Annotated in this window: 20 protein-coding genes; 3 read left to right on the forward strand and 17 right to left on the reverse strand. The window is 67.4% G+C overall.

All coding sequences use genetic code 11. The features are described from left to right. Positions 1-54: 54 nt before the first annotated feature. The 3 genes from ACFVM3_RS00005 to eccB form a co-directional block, all read right to left on the reverse strand. Complete coding sequence (locus tag ACFVM3_RS00005; RefSeq protein ID WP_378434128.1) at positions 55-1,200, reverse strand: WXG100 family type VII secretion target; 1,146 nt, start codon at positions 1,198-1,200, stop codon at positions 55-57. Positions 1,201-1,205: 5 nt separating this feature from the next. Further along, the gene (locus ACFVM3_RS00010; protein ID WP_378434130.1) at positions 1,206-1,520 is read right to left on the reverse strand and encodes a hypothetical protein; all 315 of its coding nucleotides are present in this window, start codon (positions 1,518-1,520) and stop codon (positions 1,206-1,208) included. Positions 1,521-1,589: 69 nt separating this feature from the next. After that, complete coding sequence (gene eccB / locus ACFVM3_RS00015) at positions 1,590-3,200, reverse strand: type VII secretion protein EccB (protein ID WP_378434132.1); 1,611 nt, start codon at positions 3,198-3,200, stop codon at positions 1,590-1,592. 540 nt (positions 3,201-3,740) lie between these two features. Between eccB and eccE the strand changes: the two genes are divergently transcribed. The 3 genes from eccE (at position 3,741) to ACFVM3_RS00030 (ending at position 6,849) form a co-directional block, all read left to right on the forward strand. Continuing rightward, the gene (gene eccE / locus ACFVM3_RS00020) at positions 3,741-4,922 is read left to right on the forward strand and encodes a type VII secretion protein EccE (RefSeq protein WP_378434134.1); all 1,182 of its coding nucleotides are present in this window, start codon (positions 3,741-3,743) and stop codon (positions 4,920-4,922) included. Then, a complete protein-coding gene (locus ACFVM3_RS00025) occupies positions 4,919-5,641 on the forward strand; it encodes a hypothetical protein (RefSeq protein WP_378434136.1) in 723 nt (240 codons plus the stop codon). Before eccE ends, ACFVM3_RS00025 begins: the two co-directional genes overlap by 4 nt. 245 nt (positions 5,642-5,886) lie before the next feature. Then, complete coding sequence (locus ACFVM3_RS00030) at positions 5,887-6,849, forward strand: endonuclease domain-containing protein (protein WP_378434138.1); 963 nt, start codon at positions 5,887-5,889, stop codon at positions 6,847-6,849. Here ACFVM3_RS00030 and truA read toward each other — a convergent pair. The 14 genes from truA to ACFVM3_RS00100 form a co-directional block, all read right to left on the reverse strand. Next, positions 6,819-7,652 carry a tRNA pseudouridine(38-40) synthase TruA gene (truA, locus tag ACFVM3_RS00035; protein WP_378434579.1) on the reverse strand — a complete coding sequence of 278 codons (834 nt, stop codon included), beginning with the start codon at positions 7,650-7,652 and terminating at the stop codon, positions 6,819-6,821. The genes ACFVM3_RS00030 and truA overlap by 31 nt on opposite strands. Before the next feature lie 73 nt (positions 7,653-7,725). Beyond that, positions 7,726-8,289 carry a 50S ribosomal protein L17 gene (rplQ, locus tag ACFVM3_RS00040; protein WP_378434139.1) on the reverse strand — a complete coding sequence of 188 codons (564 nt, stop codon included), beginning with the start codon at positions 8,287-8,289 and terminating at the stop codon, positions 7,726-7,728. 75 nt (positions 8,290-8,364) lie between these two features. Further along, a complete protein-coding gene (locus ACFVM3_RS00045; protein WP_005166811.1) occupies positions 8,365-9,438 on the reverse strand; it encodes a DNA-directed RNA polymerase subunit alpha in 1,074 nt (357 codons plus the stop codon). Positions 9,439-9,565: 127 nt separating this feature from the next. Continuing rightward, positions 9,566-10,171: a 30S ribosomal protein S4 gene (rpsD, locus tag ACFVM3_RS00050; RefSeq protein WP_007031054.1), complete on the reverse strand. Its 606-nt coding sequence runs from the start codon at positions 10,169-10,171 to the stop codon at positions 9,566-9,568. 23 nt (positions 10,172-10,194) lie between these two features. After that, positions 10,195-10,602, reverse strand: a complete 408-nt coding sequence (rpsK, locus tag ACFVM3_RS00055) for a 30S ribosomal protein S11 (RefSeq protein WP_004558885.1) — start codon at positions 10,600-10,602, stop codon at positions 10,195-10,197. An 18-nt stretch (positions 10,603-10,620) separates the two neighbouring features. Beyond that, a complete protein-coding gene (locus ACFVM3_RS00060) occupies positions 10,621-10,806 on the reverse strand; it encodes a hypothetical protein (protein ID WP_005166807.1) in 186 nt (61 codons plus the stop codon). Continuing rightward, positions 10,803-11,183, reverse strand: a complete 381-nt coding sequence (rpsM, locus tag ACFVM3_RS00065; RefSeq protein WP_005166805.1) for a 30S ribosomal protein S13 — start codon at positions 11,181-11,183, stop codon at positions 10,803-10,805. The genes ACFVM3_RS00060 and rpsM overlap by 4 nt, the downstream gene beginning before the upstream one ends. 205 nt (positions 11,184-11,388) lie before the next feature. Continuing rightward, positions 11,389-11,502: a 50S ribosomal protein L36 gene (rpmJ, locus tag ACFVM3_RS00070; RefSeq protein ID WP_004558882.1), complete on the reverse strand. Its 114-nt coding sequence runs from the start codon at positions 11,500-11,502 to the stop codon at positions 11,389-11,391. Between the two features lie 36 nt (positions 11,503-11,538). Continuing rightward, positions 11,539-11,760, reverse strand: coding sequence for a translation initiation factor IF-1 (gene infA, locus ACFVM3_RS00075; protein WP_005166804.1), 222 nt, complete (start codon positions 11,758-11,760; stop codon positions 11,539-11,541). 540 nt (positions 11,761-12,300) lie between these two features. Continuing rightward, complete coding sequence (gene map / locus ACFVM3_RS00080; RefSeq protein ID WP_378434141.1) at positions 12,301-13,077, reverse strand: type I methionyl aminopeptidase; 777 nt, start codon at positions 13,075-13,077, stop codon at positions 12,301-12,303. 44 nt (positions 13,078-13,121) lie between these two features. Continuing rightward, positions 13,122-13,676 (reverse strand): adenylate kinase, encoded by a 555-nt coding sequence (locus tag ACFVM3_RS00085; protein ID WP_378434143.1) that lies wholly within the window; start codon positions 13,674-13,676, stop codon positions 13,122-13,124. Continuing rightward, the gene (gene secY / locus ACFVM3_RS00090; protein WP_034304262.1) at positions 13,673-14,980 is read right to left on the reverse strand and encodes a preprotein translocase subunit SecY; all 1,308 of its coding nucleotides are present in this window, start codon (positions 14,978-14,980) and stop codon (positions 13,673-13,675) included. Before secY ends, ACFVM3_RS00085 begins: the two co-directional genes overlap by 4 nt. Positions 14,981-15,287: 307 nt before the next feature. Beyond that, positions 15,288-15,920 (reverse strand): LysE family translocator, encoded by a 633-nt coding sequence (locus ACFVM3_RS00095; protein ID WP_378434145.1) that lies wholly within the window; start codon positions 15,918-15,920, stop codon positions 15,288-15,290. A gap of 50 nt (positions 15,921-15,970) precedes the next feature. After that, positions 15,971-16,759, reverse strand: a complete 789-nt coding sequence (locus ACFVM3_RS00100; RefSeq protein WP_378434146.1) for a hypothetical protein — start codon at positions 16,757-16,759, stop codon at positions 15,971-15,973. Between the last annotated feature and the right edge of the window lie 87 nt (positions 16,760-16,846).

A 16,846-nucleotide genomic window follows, 5' to 3' on the forward strand; every position in this document is an offset into this window, starting at 1 on the left:
GCTAACTGGGATCTGGGCCACCCAGATCGCAGTTAGCCCGCGAAAGTCGCTCTGCTACTTGGCGGGCTTGGGCTTCGGCGCGGGCTTCGCTGGCTTCTCGTCCTCGCCGATCACGGGCGGGACGACCTGGCCAGGCTCACCGACCACGTCAGACGGCTTCGAGGCGGGCCGTGTCTTGGACTGGTGAGCCGTCTGGCCTCCGCCCATGCCGCCCATCCCCATCATCGGCGCCATCCCCATCGGCATCATCGCCGATCCGGTCCCGGTGACCCCCTGCCCCTGAGCCGGGGCGGCCTGAACGGGCGCGACCTCCGGCACCAGTGCCTGTCCCTGCTCGATCAGCGGCTCCTGTGACCCGGTCTGCCTACCATCGGCCGCGGACGGCGATGTCGACTGCTCTTCGGCCGCCGCACCGGAATCCGCCTCGGCTGAAGCCTTCTCAGGCACCGGCGCGCCCTGCGCCTCGGACTCGTCGTGAAGCTTGAATTCGTCCTGCGGGTACCGGTGCGCGATCGAAATGCTCCGCGAACCGGCGTCAGGATCGTCGACGCCGTCACAAAACCGCACGAAACCTTCGAGGACGTTGCGCGCGGCTTCGTAGAGCGCTTTGGCCGACTCCTGCGCCTCCTCCAGCTGGGTCCGCGCCCGCCGGACGCCGCCGACCGGCAGCATCGCGGTCTCGGAGGTCAGTTCCGCCGTGTCGACCAGGACCTCGACGAGGTCGGTCAGGATGCGGCGGATCGACAGCACCAGTTCGTCGAGCGAGCTCGCCAGCGTGGTGAGGGCGTCTTCGACGTCGGAGCCGGCGGCGTTGATGTCCACGATGTACGCGACGAAGGCGTCGGCGTCCTTGCCGGACCACCCGGCGTCGAGACGACCGAGATCCTCCGACAGTTCTTTCGAGACGTTGCCCGCGGACTTCGCCGCTTTCCGGAGCAGGTCCGCCTCGACCTTCAAGTCCTCCCAGCGCCCCGCCAGCGGGGTCAGGTAGGTCTCGACCGGATCGATCAGCCCCAGATGCCCGGACAGCTCCGAGACGAAGGCGAGATGCGGTGCCGCGGCCTCGATCAGCTCCTCGCCGCCCGACCCCGTCGCGTTTAGCGGGCTAAACGCGATCGGGGGCGCCTCGGGAGCCGTAGCGCGTGCGGCCGCCATCGGGTGCGGGATGGAATCCGTCGGGTTCTCCGATTCGGCGATCATGCGGTTCAGAGCTCCACTGCGCGCTTGATCGTCTGCGCGGCCTCGTCGTCGTGCCCGGCGTGCCGCGCGGTCACGGTGTGCAGGGCCTCGGACGCCGACCTCAGCGCGGCCGCGCCTTCCACCAGCTGACGCCGGATGGCTTCGGCCGCACGCCCGTAGGACGCGCCGAGGCCCAGTTCCTCCCCCAGCGCGCCATGGGACTCCACGGTGACGCCCGCGCCCGTCACCTCAGCGGCCGCCAGGTCGAGCTCTCCGGCGGCCGCGTCCACCCGTTTCGCGTAGTCACCGACGACGTCGCCGTCGATCTTCAGGCCGGCCACTGCACCCCTCCACTCACCCGATTCCGCTCGGGCGTTGAGACGCTCGCGCCGTCCGGGGGGTTCCCTTGATCAGTTACCCGCCGGAGCCTGCGACTGCGTGGCGACCGAACCCGCCCTGTCGTCGATCGGCACCGTGTCGAACGTCCGGAGCACGTCCTGCGTGTTCAGCGAAGCGCCGGTGGGCAGGATCCTGATGATGGACTCGGGCGCCGGCACCCGCTTGTTGAGCCCGATCGAGTCCGCCGTGACGGCGTCGGGGACGCCGTATCGGATCCCGCGATCGGAGATCAGCTGGATCGGCCCCTTGTCGAAGGTCTCCTTGCCGGTCGCCGACTGGACCACAGCCGCGAAACCGGGCTCCATGTAGAAGCTGTTGATCGGCGCGCCCACCGGACCGGGGGTACCGATCTTGACGCCGGGAGCGGATCCGTCGGCGTTCCTGCCCTTCGGCAGCTTGTCGTCGACGAAGACGGCCGTGTGCGCGTCCCGTGAGGCGCCGTCGCCGGTGATGGACCAGCTCAGGCAGGAGACGCGCGAACCCTGGGTCGCGTTGAGCACCGTCGGCACGGTCTGGGGGTACGCGTCGAGCTCGACGACCTGGGAGACCCGTGTGAGGTTGCGGATCGCGCCGAGCGGCACGGACTTGACCGACGTGCTGCCGTCGTTCTTCCCGGTCTGCACGATGTCCGCGACGGCCGGGGAGATGGCCTGGATGCCTTCCCTCGTGATGAGGTAGAAGTCCTTCCGCCCTTCGGCCTGCTCCGTGGAGAACACGTCGCCGACCCTCATGCCTTCGATTTCGTAGTTCGGGTTCTCCCCCTTGCCCGGGACGTCCGGGAGCTTCAGCTCCGGCACCTCGGGGATCGCGTCCAGGAGGCCTTGCGAGATACCGCGGGGCTGATTGGGCAGCTTCAGCGCGGACCGGACGGCGTCGGCGTCAGGCTGGATCTCTGCCTTGACCGCGTTCGCGTTCCGGACGTTCGGGTCCGGCTTCTGCCGGTAGATCAGGTACTCGCGGCCGTTGGCACCCTTGGCCAGCAAGGCTTCGTTCTGCCCGAGTTCCCGGCTTCCGAGCTGCTTCACCCCCGCGTAGACGGTCGTCTCCGTCTTCGTGAGGTCCGGCTGGGGCACCGACGGGTCGTACATGACCTCATCGCACACACCCCAGTCCGGGGAGACCCGCTGGGTATCCGTCGGCATCAGCTGCGGGCCGTTCGGAATACCCATGAGCTGACCGCGGGGGATGTTCTTCAGCTGTTCGTCCGAGACGACTGTGGGGTTCTTCACTTCGGAGGCCTGTGTGGGCCCGGAAGGCTTGGCGCCCGCCTGCTGCGCCCCCTGCTTCGACTGCGCGATGATCAGCAGCCGCGCGGAAGCGAGGTTGAAGGTCGGGATCAGTTTCTTCGGATTCCCGGCCACGACGTAGACCGTTCCGGACTGCTCACCGATGACGATGTTGCCCGCGTCGGGCACGGACGGCTTCGGGCTCAGCAGGCCCCAGATGACGAAGACCAGTACCCCCAACGCGGCCAGCACGACACCCACGATGGTGGCCCGCGTGTGCGTGCGCATCGGGTCGTGGAGCATGACGGCGTCACGACGGACCAGCGCGGATTGCATCCGTCGCAGAACGAACTGATAAGCCTGAACTTGAGACTTAGTAGTCGGTGTTGATGGCATTCTCGACCTACAGTCCTCCCCGTCGCGGTACGGTTCCGCAGGATAGCCGTACGGGGACCGTCTGGTGTGGGGTTTCTACCAACTCCAGCTAGTGTCAAGTTCCTCGGGACCGGCTTTCCGGGTACGCAGCAAGCACGAGGGGAAGAGAAAGCGCGGATGTCCGTCACCACTCCTCCACGTCCGCCCGGCCCTCCGGGGTCGCAACCTCCTGGTCGTCCGCCGGGACCGCCGCCAAGGCCCGGCAGACCGGGTGGCCCGGGCGGCCCGGCCGGAGGCCCGGGAGGTCCCGGTGTTCCTCGCGGTCCCGGGGGCCCTGGAGGACCTGGCGGACCGCAGGGTCCTGGTGGACCTGGAGGGCCCAAGGGCCCCGGCGGACCTGGTGGTCCGGGCGGTCCCGGTGGGCCTGGAGGGCCAGGTGGCCCGGGCGGTCCTCCGTCCGGCGGCCCCGGCCCGCAGTCCGGTCCTCCGCCCACTCCGGCGGTACGGATCGCCGCGCCCGCGCGACGCCGGACCGGCGGGATCAACCTCGGCCCGCTGCCCGTGGCGAACCTGGTCGTGCTCGAACTCGGGCTCGCGATCGGCCTCGTCCTGCTCGCGATCGACATGAAGATGAAGTGGGTCGCGATCGGCGTGCTCGCGTTCGCGATCATCATCGCGTTCCTGCGCTGGGGCGGCCGTTGGTTCACCCAATGGGCTGGACTCACCATGCGGTACACGTTCCGTTCGCACGATCGGGTGGCGAATCCGCTTCCGCCGAGCAGCATCGAGTCGCTCGCGGCCGAGGAGGACGCCGTCACCGGTCCCGACGACGCCCGCGTGAACCTGCTTCGCCTCGCCGTTCCCGATCTCGTCGTCGCGCACGGCGTGGACCACGAACGCCAGCAGGTCGGCATCGCGTGGAACGACGGGACGTGGACCGCCGTCCTGCTCGTCGAACCCGCGCCCGCGCTGATCACCCAGGCGGGTGGAGCGCCGAGCCTGCCGCTGTCCGCGCTCGCGCCGTGCCTCGAAGACCGCGGTGTGGTCCTCGACTCGATCCAGATGATCTGGCACTGCTACCCGGGCAGCGCCGCGCTTCCGTCGGATTCGCCTGCCCTCAGCTCCTACATGGAGGTGCTCGGCCCGCTTCCCGCGGCCGCTCGGCGGACGACGTGGGTCGCCATCAGGCTCGACCCGCGCCGGTGCCCGGCCGCCATCCGCGAACGCGGCGGCGGCGTCGTGGGTGCGCATCGCGCCCTGATCGGCGCGCTTTCGCGGGTGCGCAACGCCTTGGAATCGCAGGGCGTGCCGACGCGGCCGCTCGACCCGGACGAGCTGCTGCGGTCCAGCATTTCGGCCGCGGAACTCACCGCGGTCGCCGGTTCGCAGGGGAAGGTCGGCCTGCAGGAACGCTGGACCGGCGTCACCGCTGCCGGTATCGGACACGCGAGCTACGCCATCACCAGCTGGCCGAAGGGCAAGATCAGCGGCAGCCTGAACGCGTTGACCAGTGTCCGCGCGCTGTCGGCGACGGTGGCGATGTCGATCTCGCCGTCCGCGGACGAAGGCAAGATCGGCCTGCGGGGAATCGTTCGCCTGAGCGCGCGGAACCCGCGTGAACTGGACGCGGCCGACCAGCGGCTACAGGGCATCTCGGATCGGCTGGGTGTGACGCTGACGCCGCTGCGCGGCCTGCAGATCTCCGGGTTCTCCGCGACTTTGCCGATCGGAGGCACGGCATGAGCACCCGTATGCGCGACGCAGGCCAGAGCGCCGGTGTCGCCCCGGAATTCACCGTCGACCCGGCGATGCTCGACGCGATCAGCCCTTCCGGTGATCGCGGCGGGATCGTCCTCGGCTCCGGGCTCAAAGGCGAGCCGCTGACGATTTCCGCGCTGCGCTCGGCGCCGACCCGGATCGTGCTCGTCGGTGGTCTCTACCTGGCTCGCCAGGTGGCGCTGCGGGCGATGGCTGTCGGAGCGTGGGTCGTCGTGGCGACCGGGCGGCCTGCCGCGTGGCAGGTGCTCCCCCAGGCCGCTGGGAACCAGCCCAACGGCAGGCCTTCGCCGCTGGTGCAGATCCGGCGGCTGTCGCCGGTGGACCTTCCGCGGCCCTCCGAGGACGCGCCCCTGCTCGTGGTGACGGATGGTGGACCGACGCCGCAGGACCTGTTCCCGCCGCGGTCGCCGTGGCAGACGACGATCTACGTGCTGCCGTACCTGCATCCGCAGGCCGGGGCGACCGCGAACGCGGCCGACCTGGTGCTGATGCAGCGGCTCCCGCCGGGACAGGCCGAGCTGGCCGCCCGGATCTGGCGGCTCCCGCCCCAGATGATGAAGCAGCTCACGACGTTGAAGGACGACCAGGTCGTCGCTCTGGGCCGGAACCTCTGGCGCCCACTTCGCCTGGTCACCACGGCGAAAGAGCAGCAGATCCTGGGTCCCGTGCGCCGCGGCGACTAACCCGGCCCGCGTCGACTTTAGCGGGCTAATCGTGCTCCGCGGGGGCACTGTCCTTTTCGGACGGTGCCCCCGTTTTGCGTCCTGCCCGCGTCACGGTTAGGCCGCTAAACGCGATCCGGGGCGTGGGATTTGTCCGTCAAGGGGTAATCGCGCTGGCTGTGGATAAGCCGGGGGTTGTGGATAAAGCACCCCCGAAGAGGCGGACTCGGCCATGGGTTGTCGGTCAGGTCGATCACTGTGTCGACATGACCAAACCCTTCGATTCATCTCATCTTCCCGACGTCTTCCGCGGCTCAGAAGCGCGCAAAGCGGGCCTCATCACGGCCAGCCAGCTACGCGGCTCGAGTGTCCGAAGGCTGTTCCAGGACGTCTACACGCGCGCTGATGTCGAGGTCACACACGAGTTGCGCTGCCGGGGAGCCGCGTTGCTGGCGCCTCCCGAAGCGGTGCTGACCGGGCGATCGGCCGCGACCGTTCAAGGCGTCGAACTGGCCAACCCCAACGATCCGGTCGAGATGGTCGTGCCGGAGAAATACCGCTTCGGCCCGATAGTCGGCATCAAGGTCCGGCGTACCGAAGTCAAACCCGAAGAATCGAGGCCGTGGAACGGCATTCGCATCGCGCGGAAAAGCCGAATCGCCCTGGATCTGCTGCTCCGGCTTTCTCCCCGCAAATCCGGCTGGGTACGACGGCTTCGCATCGGCGTGCCGGATCTGGATCAGTTCATGAGAGCCGAGAGCCTGACCGATCTGCATCTCAACAGGGAGTTCTACGGTCGCCGCAACAGGGGAATCCGCTTGGCCAGACATGCTTTACGGCTGTCCGACCCTCGCGCCGAGTCGCCTCCGGAATCGGAAGTCCGCATCGTACTGGCCGCCGGCGGCATCACGGCGACGCCTCAGCTTGAGGTCACCGACCGAGCCGGTCGCTTCCTCGCTCGCCTCGACTTGGGGGACGAGAAGTTCAAGGTCGCCGTCGAATACGACGGGCGATGGCACAACACGGCGAAGCAACGAGCCCACGACCGAAAGCGCCGAAGACGTGTGGAGGCCGAAGGCTGGCATTTCGTCATCGTCACCGCGGAGGACCTGGCGAACGACTTCAGAGGCATCGTCGAGTCCGTCTGGCGGGCGCGCCGCCGTGGCGCGTTTAGCCCGCTAACCGCGCCACGGCCGGGTCAGGAGGGAGTGCGCATGGCGCGCGTTTGATCGGCACGGGAGGCGAGTTCCGCGTCCGGCGGGTAGTCGACCGCCATCAACGTCAGGCCGTGCGCGGGAGCCACGGCGCTGTCGCGCGTCCGGCTCTCCAGAACGTCACCGGGCCAGCCCAGCGGACGGCGCCCGTCGCCCACCAAGAGCAGTGCCCCCACCAGGCTGCGGACCATCGAATGGCAGAACGCGTCGGCGGAGACAGAGACCTCGACCGCGTGCGGCCCGGTTCGCCGCCATTCAAGCCGCTGCAGCTCGCGGATGGTCGTCCCGCCCTCACGCTGCTTGCAGAAGGCCGCAAAGTCCTGAAGGCCAAGGAGAGCCGTCGACGCCTCGTTCATCGCGTCGATCGAGAGCGGACGGCCCCAGGCCAGGGTGTCGTGACGCCGCAACGGATCCACGCCCCACGGCGCGTCAGAAACGCGGTAAAGATAGTGACGCCGCACGGCCGAGAACCGTGCGTCGAACCCGGGCGCCGCAATCCGGGCATCCAGCACCCGCACGTCGCCCGGCAGGTACCGATTCCAGCGGTGACGCATCCGTCCCAGGTCAGGAATGCCCTGCTCGTCCACTTCCAGGCGGCCGGATCGCGTTTTGCCCCCTAAAGGCGACACGTCGACGTGGACCACCTGGCCGGCCGCGTGCACACCGGCATCGGTGCGGCCGGCGACGACGACGGACTTCGGGACCGAGGCTCCTGGAGGCTGCTTCGCGAGCGCCTCTTCGAGGACTCCCTGCACCGTGCGCCGTCCGGGCTGTCGCGCCCAGCCGGAGAAATCGGTGCCGTCGTAGGCGATGTCCAGACGCAGACGAACGAGCCCGCCCTCCGCAGTGGGAGTGGCGGGCTCGTCCGGGGTGTTCGGTGCCGTCAGGACGTCAGTCCTTCTTGTTGTCCGCGTCCGCGGCGGGGGCCTCAGCGGCCTCGTCGGCGGCGGGAGCCTCGGTGGCCTCCGAAGCCTCGGTGGCGGCCTTGTCGGCAACCTCAGGGGCGTCGGTGGTCTCCTCGGCGGCCGGGGCGGCAGCCTTCGGCTCGTCCTTGGCGAACTTCGTCTTGCGCGCGGCCTCGGCCTCGGCGGTGACGGTCTTCTCGGCCACCAGCTCGATGACGGCCATGGGGGCGTTGTCGCCCTTACGCGCCATCGTCTTGGTGATCCGGGTGTAGCCACCCGGACGCTCCGCGAAGAACGGACCGATCTCGGCGATCAGCTTGTGCACGACGTCCTTGTCGCGCACGATGCGCTGGATCTGACGACGGTTGTGCAGGTCGCCCCGCTTCGCCTTCGTGATCAGCTTCTCGGCCAGCGGGCGCACCCGCCGGGCCTTCGCCTCGGTCGTCGTGATCTTGCCGTGCTCGAACAGCTGGGTGGCCAGGTTGGCCAGGATCAGCCGTTCGTGCGCGGGCGACCCGCCGAGACGGGGTCCCTTTGTGGGGGTGGGCATCGGTTCTCCTCGTTCAGCTCACAGCTGGAGGCCGGGGCTCCCCCACCCCTACCGGTGAGGGAGCCGAAGCTGGCCTTACAGCTGCTCCGTCTCTGCGTAGTCCTGGCCATCGTCGTGGCCGTTGTCCGAAATTCCGTCCGTGATGCTGTCGACGCCCTCGGACCAGCCTTCACCGTCGTAGCTGGCCGCAGCCGCGGTCGGGTCGAACCCGGGCGGGCTGTCCTTCAGCGCGAGGCCGAGACCGACGAGCTTGAGCTTGACCTCGTCGATCGACTTCGCACCGAAGTTGCGGATGTCCAGCAGGTCGGCCTCGCTGCGCGAGACCAGTTCGCCGACGGTGTGGATGCCCTCGCGCTTGAGGCAGTTGTACGACCGGACGGTGAGGTCCAGGTCCTCGATCGGCATCGCGTAGGCGGCGATGGTGTCCGCCTCCTGCGGCGACGGGCCGATCTCGATGCCCTCGGCGTCGACGTTCAGCTCGCGCGCGAGACCGAACAGCTCCACCAGCGTCTTACCGGCCGACGCGACAGCGTCCCGCGGCGTGATCGACGGCTTCGTCTCCACGTCCAGGATCAGCTTGTCGAAGTCGGTGCGCTGCTCGACACGGGTCGCCTCGACCTTGTAGGTCACCTTCAGCACCGGGGAGTAGATGGAGTCGACCGGGATCCGGCCGATCTCCGCGCCCGCCTGCTTGTTCTGCAGGGCCGGAACGTAACCGCGGCCGCGCTCGACGACGAGCTCGATCTCGAGCTTGCCCTTGCCGTTCAGCGACGCGATGTGCAGATCCGGGTTGTGCACGGTGACACCGGCCGGGGGCACGATGTCGGCGGCGGTGACCTCACCGGGGCCCTGCTTGCGCAGGTACATGGTGACCGGCTCGTCCTCTTCCGACGAGACCACGAGCTCCTTGAGGTTCAGGATGATGTCGGTGACGTCTTCCTTCACCCCGGGAACGGTGGTGAACTCGTGCAGCACGCCGTCGATGCGGATGCTCGTCACGGCCGCGCCAGGAATGGACGACAGCAGCGTGCGCCGCAGCGAGTTGCCGAGCGTGTAGCCGAAGCCGGGCTCCAGCGGTTCGATGGTGAACCGGGAGCGGGTCTCGTTGACCGTCTCTTCGCCGAGAGCCGGCCGCTGGGAAATCAGCATCTTTCCTAATTCCTTTCCAAACGGCGCCCGCCATATGACACCGAAAGGGATGGCGAAACGGCGGCGCACTCCGGGCGCCGCCGCCCGTGCCCACACCGGGCCGGGGTTTCCCCGGCCCGGTGATGGATCACTTCGAGTAGAGCTCGACGATCAGCTGTTCCTGGACCGGAACATCGATCTGAGCGCGCTCCGGGAGCTGGTGGACCAGCACACGGAGGTTGGACGGAACGACCTGGAGCCACGCGGGAACGGGACGCTCGCCGAAGGACTCCTTGGCCGCGACGAAGGGCAGCATCGCGAACGACTTCGGCCGCACGTCGATGATGTCCCACTTCGTGACCTGGTAGGACGGGACGTTGACCTTGACGCCGTTGACCAGGAAGTGGCCGTGGCTCACCAGCTGACGCGCCTGACGGCGGGTGCGGGCGATGCCGGCGCGGTAGATCACGTTGTCCAGCCGGGACTCGAGGATCTGCAGCAGGTTCTCACCGGTCTTACCCGGACGCCGGACGGCTTCCTTGTAGTACCGGACGAACTGACGCTCGAGAACGCCGTAGGTGTAGCGAGCCTTCTGCTTCTCCTGCGACTGCAGGAGGTACTCGGACTCCTTGATGCGCCCGCGGCCGTGCTGGCCCGGCGGGTAGGGGCGACGCTCGAAAGCCTGGTCGCCGCCGATGAGGTCAACCTTGAGGCGACGCGAAATACGCGTCGCGGGGCCGGTGTAACGAGCCATTTCTTCTTACTCCTCCCCGTTCCTCAGACCCGGCGCCGCTTGGGCGGGCGGCAGCCGTTGTGAGGCTGCGGGGTCACGTCCTGGATGGTGCCGACCTCGAGGCCGGCCGCCTGCAGCGAGCGGATCGCCGTCTCGCGGCCCGAACCCGGGCCCTTCACGAAGACGTCGACCTTCTTCATGCCGTGCTCGGCAGCCTTGCGGGCGGCGTTCTCGGCGGCCATCTGCGCGGCGAACGGGGTGGACTTACGCGAGCCCTTGAAGCCCACGTGACCACTCGACGCCCACGCGATCACGGCACCGGTCGGGTCCGTGATCGAGACGATGGTGTTGTTGAAGGTGCTCTTGATGTGCGCGTGACCGTGCGCGACATTCTTCTTTTCCTTACGGCGGACCTTCTTGGCCCCAGCCGCAGTACGAGACTTCGGTGGCATGTTTTGAGGGTTCTCCTGTTAGCGCGCGTTCTCTTGGTGAGCGGCGACCGCTTCGGCCTGGCCGCGCCGGATGATCGAACCGGCGTCGGTGTACAGGTTGCGGAGCGCCATCGGGCGGGCGTAGAGCGCCTTGGGCGAGACACAAGCCGAGCCACGGCGGTGAACGCCGCCCATCCGCACGACCTTCTTGCCCTGGACGCTCACTTCTTGCCAGCCTTCTTCTTGCCGGCGACCGTCTTCTTCGGACCCTTACGGGTGCGGGCGTTCGTCTTGGTGCGCTGACCGCGGACGGGAAGTCCGCGACGCCAGCGAAGGCCCTCGTAGCACCCGATCTCGATCTTCCGACGGATGTCGGCGTTCACCTCACGGCGAAGGTCACCCTCGACCTTGAAGTTCTCCTCGATGTAGACCCGCAGCTTGGCGAGGTCGTCATCGCTCAGATCCTTGACGCGAGTGTCCGCGTTGAGCTCGGCAGCCGCGATGAGCTGCTTCGAGCGGGTACGGCCGATGCCGTAGATGTAGGTCAGCGCGATCTCCAACCGCTTTTCGCGGGGGAGGTCTACGCCAGCGAGTCGTGCCATTGGCGTTGATGCTCCTTCATAGAATTCATCTTCAGGTCTGCTCCCCGTCCGGTCCCGGGACCGACTCGCCTGTCGTGCCCTCGGCTTGCGCTTCGGGTGTCCCGGCCCCGGCCTGAAGTCCGGGGGTGAACCGGGCCGTTCGCACGGCCCGGCAGGTGCGGGGAGATTGTGTAGCCGTCAATCCACTCTGTACGAGTGCGAGTGATCAGCCCTGCCGCTGCTTGTGCCGCAGGTTTTCGCAGATCACCATGATCCGGCCGTGACGGCGGATCACCTTGCACTTGTCGCAGATCTTCTTGACGCTCGGCTGGACCTTCACGTCTCCTGCTCTCCTGCTTGTGCTAACTCGTCGTGATCACTTGTAGCGGTAGACGATGCGACCACGTGACAAGTCGTAGGGCGAGAGCTCCACGACAACCCTGTCCTCGGGCAGGATGCGGATGTAGTGCTGCCGCATCTTGCCGCTGATGTGTGCAAGGACCTTGTGGCCGTTCTCCAACTCGACGCGGAACATCGCGTTGGGGAGCGGCTCGACTACGCGGCCTTCGACCTCGATGGCCCCGTCTTTCTTGCCCATGTCCTCCGCATTTCCTGTCGCTACGCTGTGTTATCAGTCAGAGCTTGAGTGCTTGGCTGGGTGGTGCATCGGCACACTCCTGCCCGGGTCCAATGTTCGTTCGCGAGAGTTCACGAGCGCGCAGGATCCGGGCGCGATGAGTACACCGACTTGACAGTGTACGCAACCCGTGTCGCGAGCCCCAAACGGGGGTGACTGTGTTAGGTGACCCCTGAGCCCGCCTGATGCGGCCTCCACCATCGTACGCCCGCGCCGACCTGCGTTTAGCGGGCTAACCGCGATCCGGCGGGCCCGTGACCTGCGGCGCTCGACGGGCGAGGTGTACCCCAATGGCGCCAGCGCGCGGACGCCACGCCGACAGGCCGGAGCGCTCCACCGACCAGCGGGCGCACTTGCGTTTAGCGGCCTAACTGCGATCCAGGGCGCCTTCGCCTTTAGCAGGCTCAACGCGCTCCGGTGATCGCGTTTAGGGGGCTAAACGCAGGTCAGGCGCACTTGCGTTTAGCGGGCTAAACGCGATCTGGAGGGCGAACGGCCAGGTCAGGCGTCTTCGGGGGCGGTCAGCACCCACGGGCCATCGTCGGTGATCGCGACGGTGTGCTCCCAGTGCGACGCACGCGAGCCGTCGGCGGTCACGACGGTCCAGCCGTCCTCGAGCTCGACGGTCTCCCCGCCGCCACCGGTCAGCATGGGCTCGATCGCGAGCGCCATGCCGGTCTTGAGCCGCGGCCCCTTGCCCGGTTTGCCCAGGTTCGGCAGGAACGGGTCCATATGCATCTGGCGCCCGATACCGTGGCCGCCGTACTCGATGATCATCCCGTACTCGACGCCGTCTTCCCGGCCGGCCTTCTCGGCCGCGGTCTGCACCGCGTGCGAGATGTCAGTGAGCCGGCCACCGGACGACACCGCGGCGATCCCGGCCCACATCGCCGCCTCGGTGGCGGCCGAGAGCGCGAGATCCGCCTTCGACACCTCGCCGATCGCGAGAGTGACCGCCGAGTCGCCGTGCCAGCCGTCAAGGATGGCGCCGCAGTCCACCGAGATGATGTCGCCGTCGTTCAAGACCTGAGTCTTCGACGGGATGCCGTGCACGATCTGCTCGTTCACCGAAGCGCAGATCGACGCCGGGAAGCCGTGATACCCCTTGAACGAAGGCACCGCGCCGGCGTCACGGATCGTCTGCTCGGCGAGTTCGTCGAGATCGGCCGTGGTCACCCCCGGCTTGGCGAGCTCACGCACCGCGGTGAGGGTGCGCCAGACGACCAGGCCGGCGGCCCGCATCGCCTGAAGCTCGCCAGGGGTCTTGATTTCGATCATGCGCCCACGACGAAGCCGTTGCAGTACACGCAGTCCTCCGAGATTCACGTGCGGTCGCGCAGCGCTTCCAGCACGCGGGCGGAGATCTCGTCGACCGAGCCGACGCCGTCGACCCTGACCAGGATGTCCGAGTAGTACTCGAGCAGCGGAGCGGTCTCGGACACGTAGATCTGCTGACGGCGGCGGATGACCTCTTCGGTGTCGTCCGAACGGCCGCGGGACAGCAGCCGATCGACGACGACGTCTTCCGAGACCTGGAGCTGGATGACCGCGTTGAGCTTGGTGTCGACCTCGCCGAGGATCTCACCGAGGACGTCGGCCTGCTTCGTGTTCCGGGGGAACCCGTCGAGCAGGAAACCGACCTTGGCGTCGGGTTCGGCTAGGCGCTCGCGCACCATCTCGTTCGTGACCGAGTCGGGCACGAGTTCGCCGGAATCCAGGTAGCGCTTGGCCTCCTGGCCCAGCGGCGTCTGCTCGCCCACGTGGGCGCGAAACAGATCGCCGGTCGAGATGTGCGGGATCCGGAGCTTCTCCGACAGTGCTACCGCCTGAGTACCTTTGCCCGCGCCAGGAGGGCCAACGAGAACCAGGCGCGTCACTTCAAGAACCCTTCGTAGTTACGTTGCATCAGCTGGCTTTCGATCTGCTTCACGGTGTCGAGACCGACACCGACCATGATCAGCACAGCCGTGCCACCGAACGGGAAGTTCTGGTTGTTCCCGCTGCCGGTGACGGACAGGAAGAAGTTCGGAAGGATCGCGATGATGCCCAGGTACAGCGAGCCCGGCAGGGTGATCCGGCCGAGGACGTAGCTGAGGTACTCCGCGGTGGGTCGACCCGGGCGAATACCCGGGATGAAGCCACCGAACTTCTTCATTTCTTCCGCACGCTCGTCCACGTTGAACGTGATCGTGATGTAGAAGTACGTGAAGAAGATGATCAACGCGAAGTACAGCAGGACGTGCGCCCAGCTGGACTGGTTGACGATGTAGTTCTGGATGAAGACCTGCCAACCCGCGTTGCTGTTGGCGTCGCCGACGAGGCGGCTGATCAGGTCCGGCAGGTAGAGCAGCGACGAGGCGAAGATGACCGGGATGACACCGGCCTGGTTCACCTTGATCGGCAGGTAGGTCGAGGTCCCGCCGTACATGCGGCGGCCGATCATGCGCTTGGCGTACTGCACCGGGATCCGGCGCTGGCCCTGCTCGACGAAGATGACGCTGGCGATGATCACCAGGCCGAACACACAGATCAGGGTGAAGACCACCGGGCCGGCGCTGCTGAGGATGTTGCCACCCTCGATCGGGATGCGGGCCGCGATGTTCAGGAAGATGAGAACGGACATGCCGTTGCCGACGCCGCGCTCGGTGATCAGCTCACCCAGCCACATCATGACGGCGGTACCGGCGGTCATCGTGATGACGATGATGGCCAGCGTGTAGACGCTGTTGTCCGGGATGATCGCGGTGTCGCACTGCGGGAAGAGCTGCTTGCGGTCGGCGAGTGCCACCACACCGGTCGCCTGCAGGATCGCGAGGGCGATCGTCAGGTACCGGGTGTACTGGGTCAGCTTGCCCTGGCCGGCCTGGCCTTCTTTCTTCAGTTCCTCGAACCGCGGGATGACCACGGTGAGAAGCTGGACGATGATGCTCGCCGTGATGTACGGCATGATGCCGGTCGAGAACAGCGACAGCTGCAGCAGTGCACCGCCACTGAACAGGTTCAGCAGCTGATAGACGCCCTCCTGCGACCCGGTCTCCGTGCATTGCTGCACGGCGGAATACGAGATGCCCGGGGCCGGGATGGTGGCACCGATTCGGTAGACCGCGACGATGGCTAGCGTGAACAGGATCTTCTTACGTAGATCCGGCGTCGCTAGAGCCGAGCGGAAGGCGCTGAGCACGCGGGGAACCTCCTCGGCGTCGTCGGCTGTCTTACCGACGATCGGCTTGGCCGACCCGGAGGCCGGCGGGAACACACAGCTTTCTGGCACAAGCCAGGAACGCTTCGGGGCACACTCGTCCCGAAGCGTGTCGCCGACTCTAACAGCTTCACAGGGCGTGTCCGCAGTGCGTGTGGGTTTTCCGGACGAAGGTTGGTCCGCGGGGTTGATCGACTGCCGATTCTCGCTCCGGAACCTTGACAGATCGCCTTGTCGTTCCTCACTTTTCGGCCACCGGATCGCGTTTAGCCCGCTAAACGCACCGTGATCAGGAGCCCGAAGTGGCGAGCGCGCCCGCCATGCCGAGGAGCACAACGCCGGTGCCGCGATCGACGTTCCGAGTTGCCCGGCGGGACAACCGGAGCGACTTCACGAGCGCGCCCGCACAGACGTAGGTCGCGCCCGCCACGAACTCGGCGAGCAGGTAAACGGCGCCGAGAATCGCGATCTGGGCGGGAAAGGAGCCGTGAGCTGCGTCGATGAACTGCGGTACGAACGCTGTGAAGATGAGGATCGCCTTGGGATTCGTGATCGCGACGACGAATTCCTTCCTCGCGATCCGGAGCGCGGGTACGGATTCACTGCCTCGCGGCGCCTGGACCAGCGCGGTCCGCCCGGCACGGAACGTCGACCACAGCAGGCGCCCGCCGATCCAGACCAGGTAGGCGACGCCTACCCATTTGATCACTGTGAGTGCAAGCTCCGAGGCCGCGAGGAGCTGACCGAGTCCGGCGGCGACAGCCGCGATCAACACCGTGAATGCGGCCAATCGGCCTAACAGCCCGGCGAGCCCTTTCCAGGCACCCTGTGTCATGCCGTGGTGCATGCCGAGCAGATTGTTCGCCCCTGGCGTAAAAGCCACGAGGACCGCCGCTCCGAAAAAGACCACCGCCCAAGTCATCGGCCACCTCCTCCCCCACCGTATCGGCGACCGCGAGCGCGTTTAGCGGGCTAATCGCGCTCTTTCGCGCCAGGATCCGGCGGAGGCGCGAAGGCCGAATAGTCCGGCGTCTCCGGCTGAGGCTCCGGTGGGAGCACCGTGATGGAGATGCCGTCCTTCGGCGTGGGCATGTCCGCGAGACTCGGGTCGCCACTCACCGGGAGTTCGTCATCCTGGACGCGGTGACTCATGACGGCGGCGCCCGCTGCGGCGGCGACCGCTGCGAAGAGGGCCCACATACCCGATTCGAGCGTCATGGTCACTGTGATGTCGTCTCCCAGCTGCCGTCCGCTCCCCAGCGTGGCGACGCTGCTGACCACACCGGCGAGGAACACCGCCGCGATAGTGGTGAGCCACCTGTCCAAAGTGCCCGGATGCCGGCGCCCGGCGACGCGCGTGCTGACGACCGTGGCTGCCAGAAGGAGCGCTGCGGCGACCAGGAGCGGAATGCCGATAGGCGACGTCGACGTGGTGAAGGGAGGTTGGGCGCTCTGATACGCAATGGTGTCCCAAGCGCCTTGCACGAATACGATCGCGATCTGTTCGCTGACGTCGAAGGCGAACCGATGTTCGGTCTTGAAGTGCGGGAAGAAGCAGCCTACGGCGGTCAGTACCAGGGCCAAGGCGGCCAAGCCCGCTGCGACAAGCCTGCGGGGCTCGAGCCGGCCGGACCGCACCGGTTCGTCTGCGGGCTCCATCGGCCCTGAAACCGATATGACCATCGGCGGGGCGTCCTGCTGCTGGAAGGGCTGCGGATCCTGCCCGGGAGGTATGGCCACCCGGCGATCCTTCCAGCTCATTCCCCCTTCCGCCACGCCCGCGGCCTGCCGGCCGACCTGCGTTTAGCGGGCTAATCGCGATCTGGGCGGCGGGCACCTGGGCGACCG

The organism is Amycolatopsis sp. NPDC057786 (assembly GCF_042797905.1).
In the GTDB taxonomy this organism is placed as follows: domain Bacteria; phylum Actinomycetota; class Actinomycetes; order Mycobacteriales; family Pseudonocardiaceae; genus Amycolatopsis.

Bases quoted from the DNA above. Each gene is read 5' to 3' on its own strand.
- ACFVM3_RS00005 (WP_378434128.1), bottom strand. From the start codon at position 1,200: ATGATCGCCGAATCGGAGAACCCGACGGATTCCATCCCGCACCCGATG.
- eccB (WP_378434132.1), bottom strand. From the start codon at position 3,200: ATGCCATCAACACCGACTACTAAGTCTCAAGTTCAGGCTTATCAGTTC.
- ACFVM3_RS00025 (WP_378434136.1), top strand. From the start codon at position 4,919: ATGAGCACCCGTATGCGCGACGCAGGCCAGAGCGCCGGTGTCGCCCCG.
- ACFVM3_RS00030 (WP_378434138.1), top strand. From the start codon at position 5,887: ATGACCAAACCCTTCGATTCATCTCATCTTCCCGACGTCTTCCGCGGC.
- rplQ (WP_378434139.1), bottom strand. From the start codon at position 8,289: ATGCCCACCCCCACAAAGGGACCCCGTCTCGGCGGGTCGCCCGCGCAC.
- ACFVM3_RS00045 (WP_005166811.1), bottom strand. From the start codon at position 9,438: ATGCTGATTTCCCAGCGGCCGGCTCTCGGCGAAGAGACGGTCAACGAG.
- rpsD (WP_007031054.1), bottom strand. From the start codon at position 10,171: ATGGCTCGTTACACCGGCCCCGCGACGCGTATTTCGCGTCGCCTCAAG.
- rpsK (WP_004558885.1), bottom strand. From the start codon at position 10,602: ATGCCACCGAAGTCTCGTACTGCGGCTGGGGCCAAGAAGGTCCGCCGT.
- rpsM (WP_005166805.1), bottom strand. From the start codon at position 11,183: ATGGCACGACTCGCTGGCGTAGACCTCCCCCGCGAAAAGCGGTTGGAG.
- infA (WP_005166804.1), bottom strand. From the start codon at position 11,760: ATGGGCAAGAAAGACGGGGCCATCGAGGTCGAAGGCCGCGTAGTCGAG.
- map (WP_378434141.1), bottom strand. From the start codon at position 13,077: ATGATCGAAATCAAGACCCCTGGCGAGCTTCAGGCGATGCGGGCCGCC.
- ACFVM3_RS00095 (WP_378434145.1), bottom strand. From the start codon at position 15,920: ATGACTTGGGCGGTGGTCTTTTTCGGAGCGGCGGTCCTCGTGGCTTTT.
- ACFVM3_RS00100 (WP_378434146.1), bottom strand. From the start codon at position 16,759: ATGAGCTGGAAGGATCGCCGGGTGGCCATACCTCCCGGGCAGGATCCG.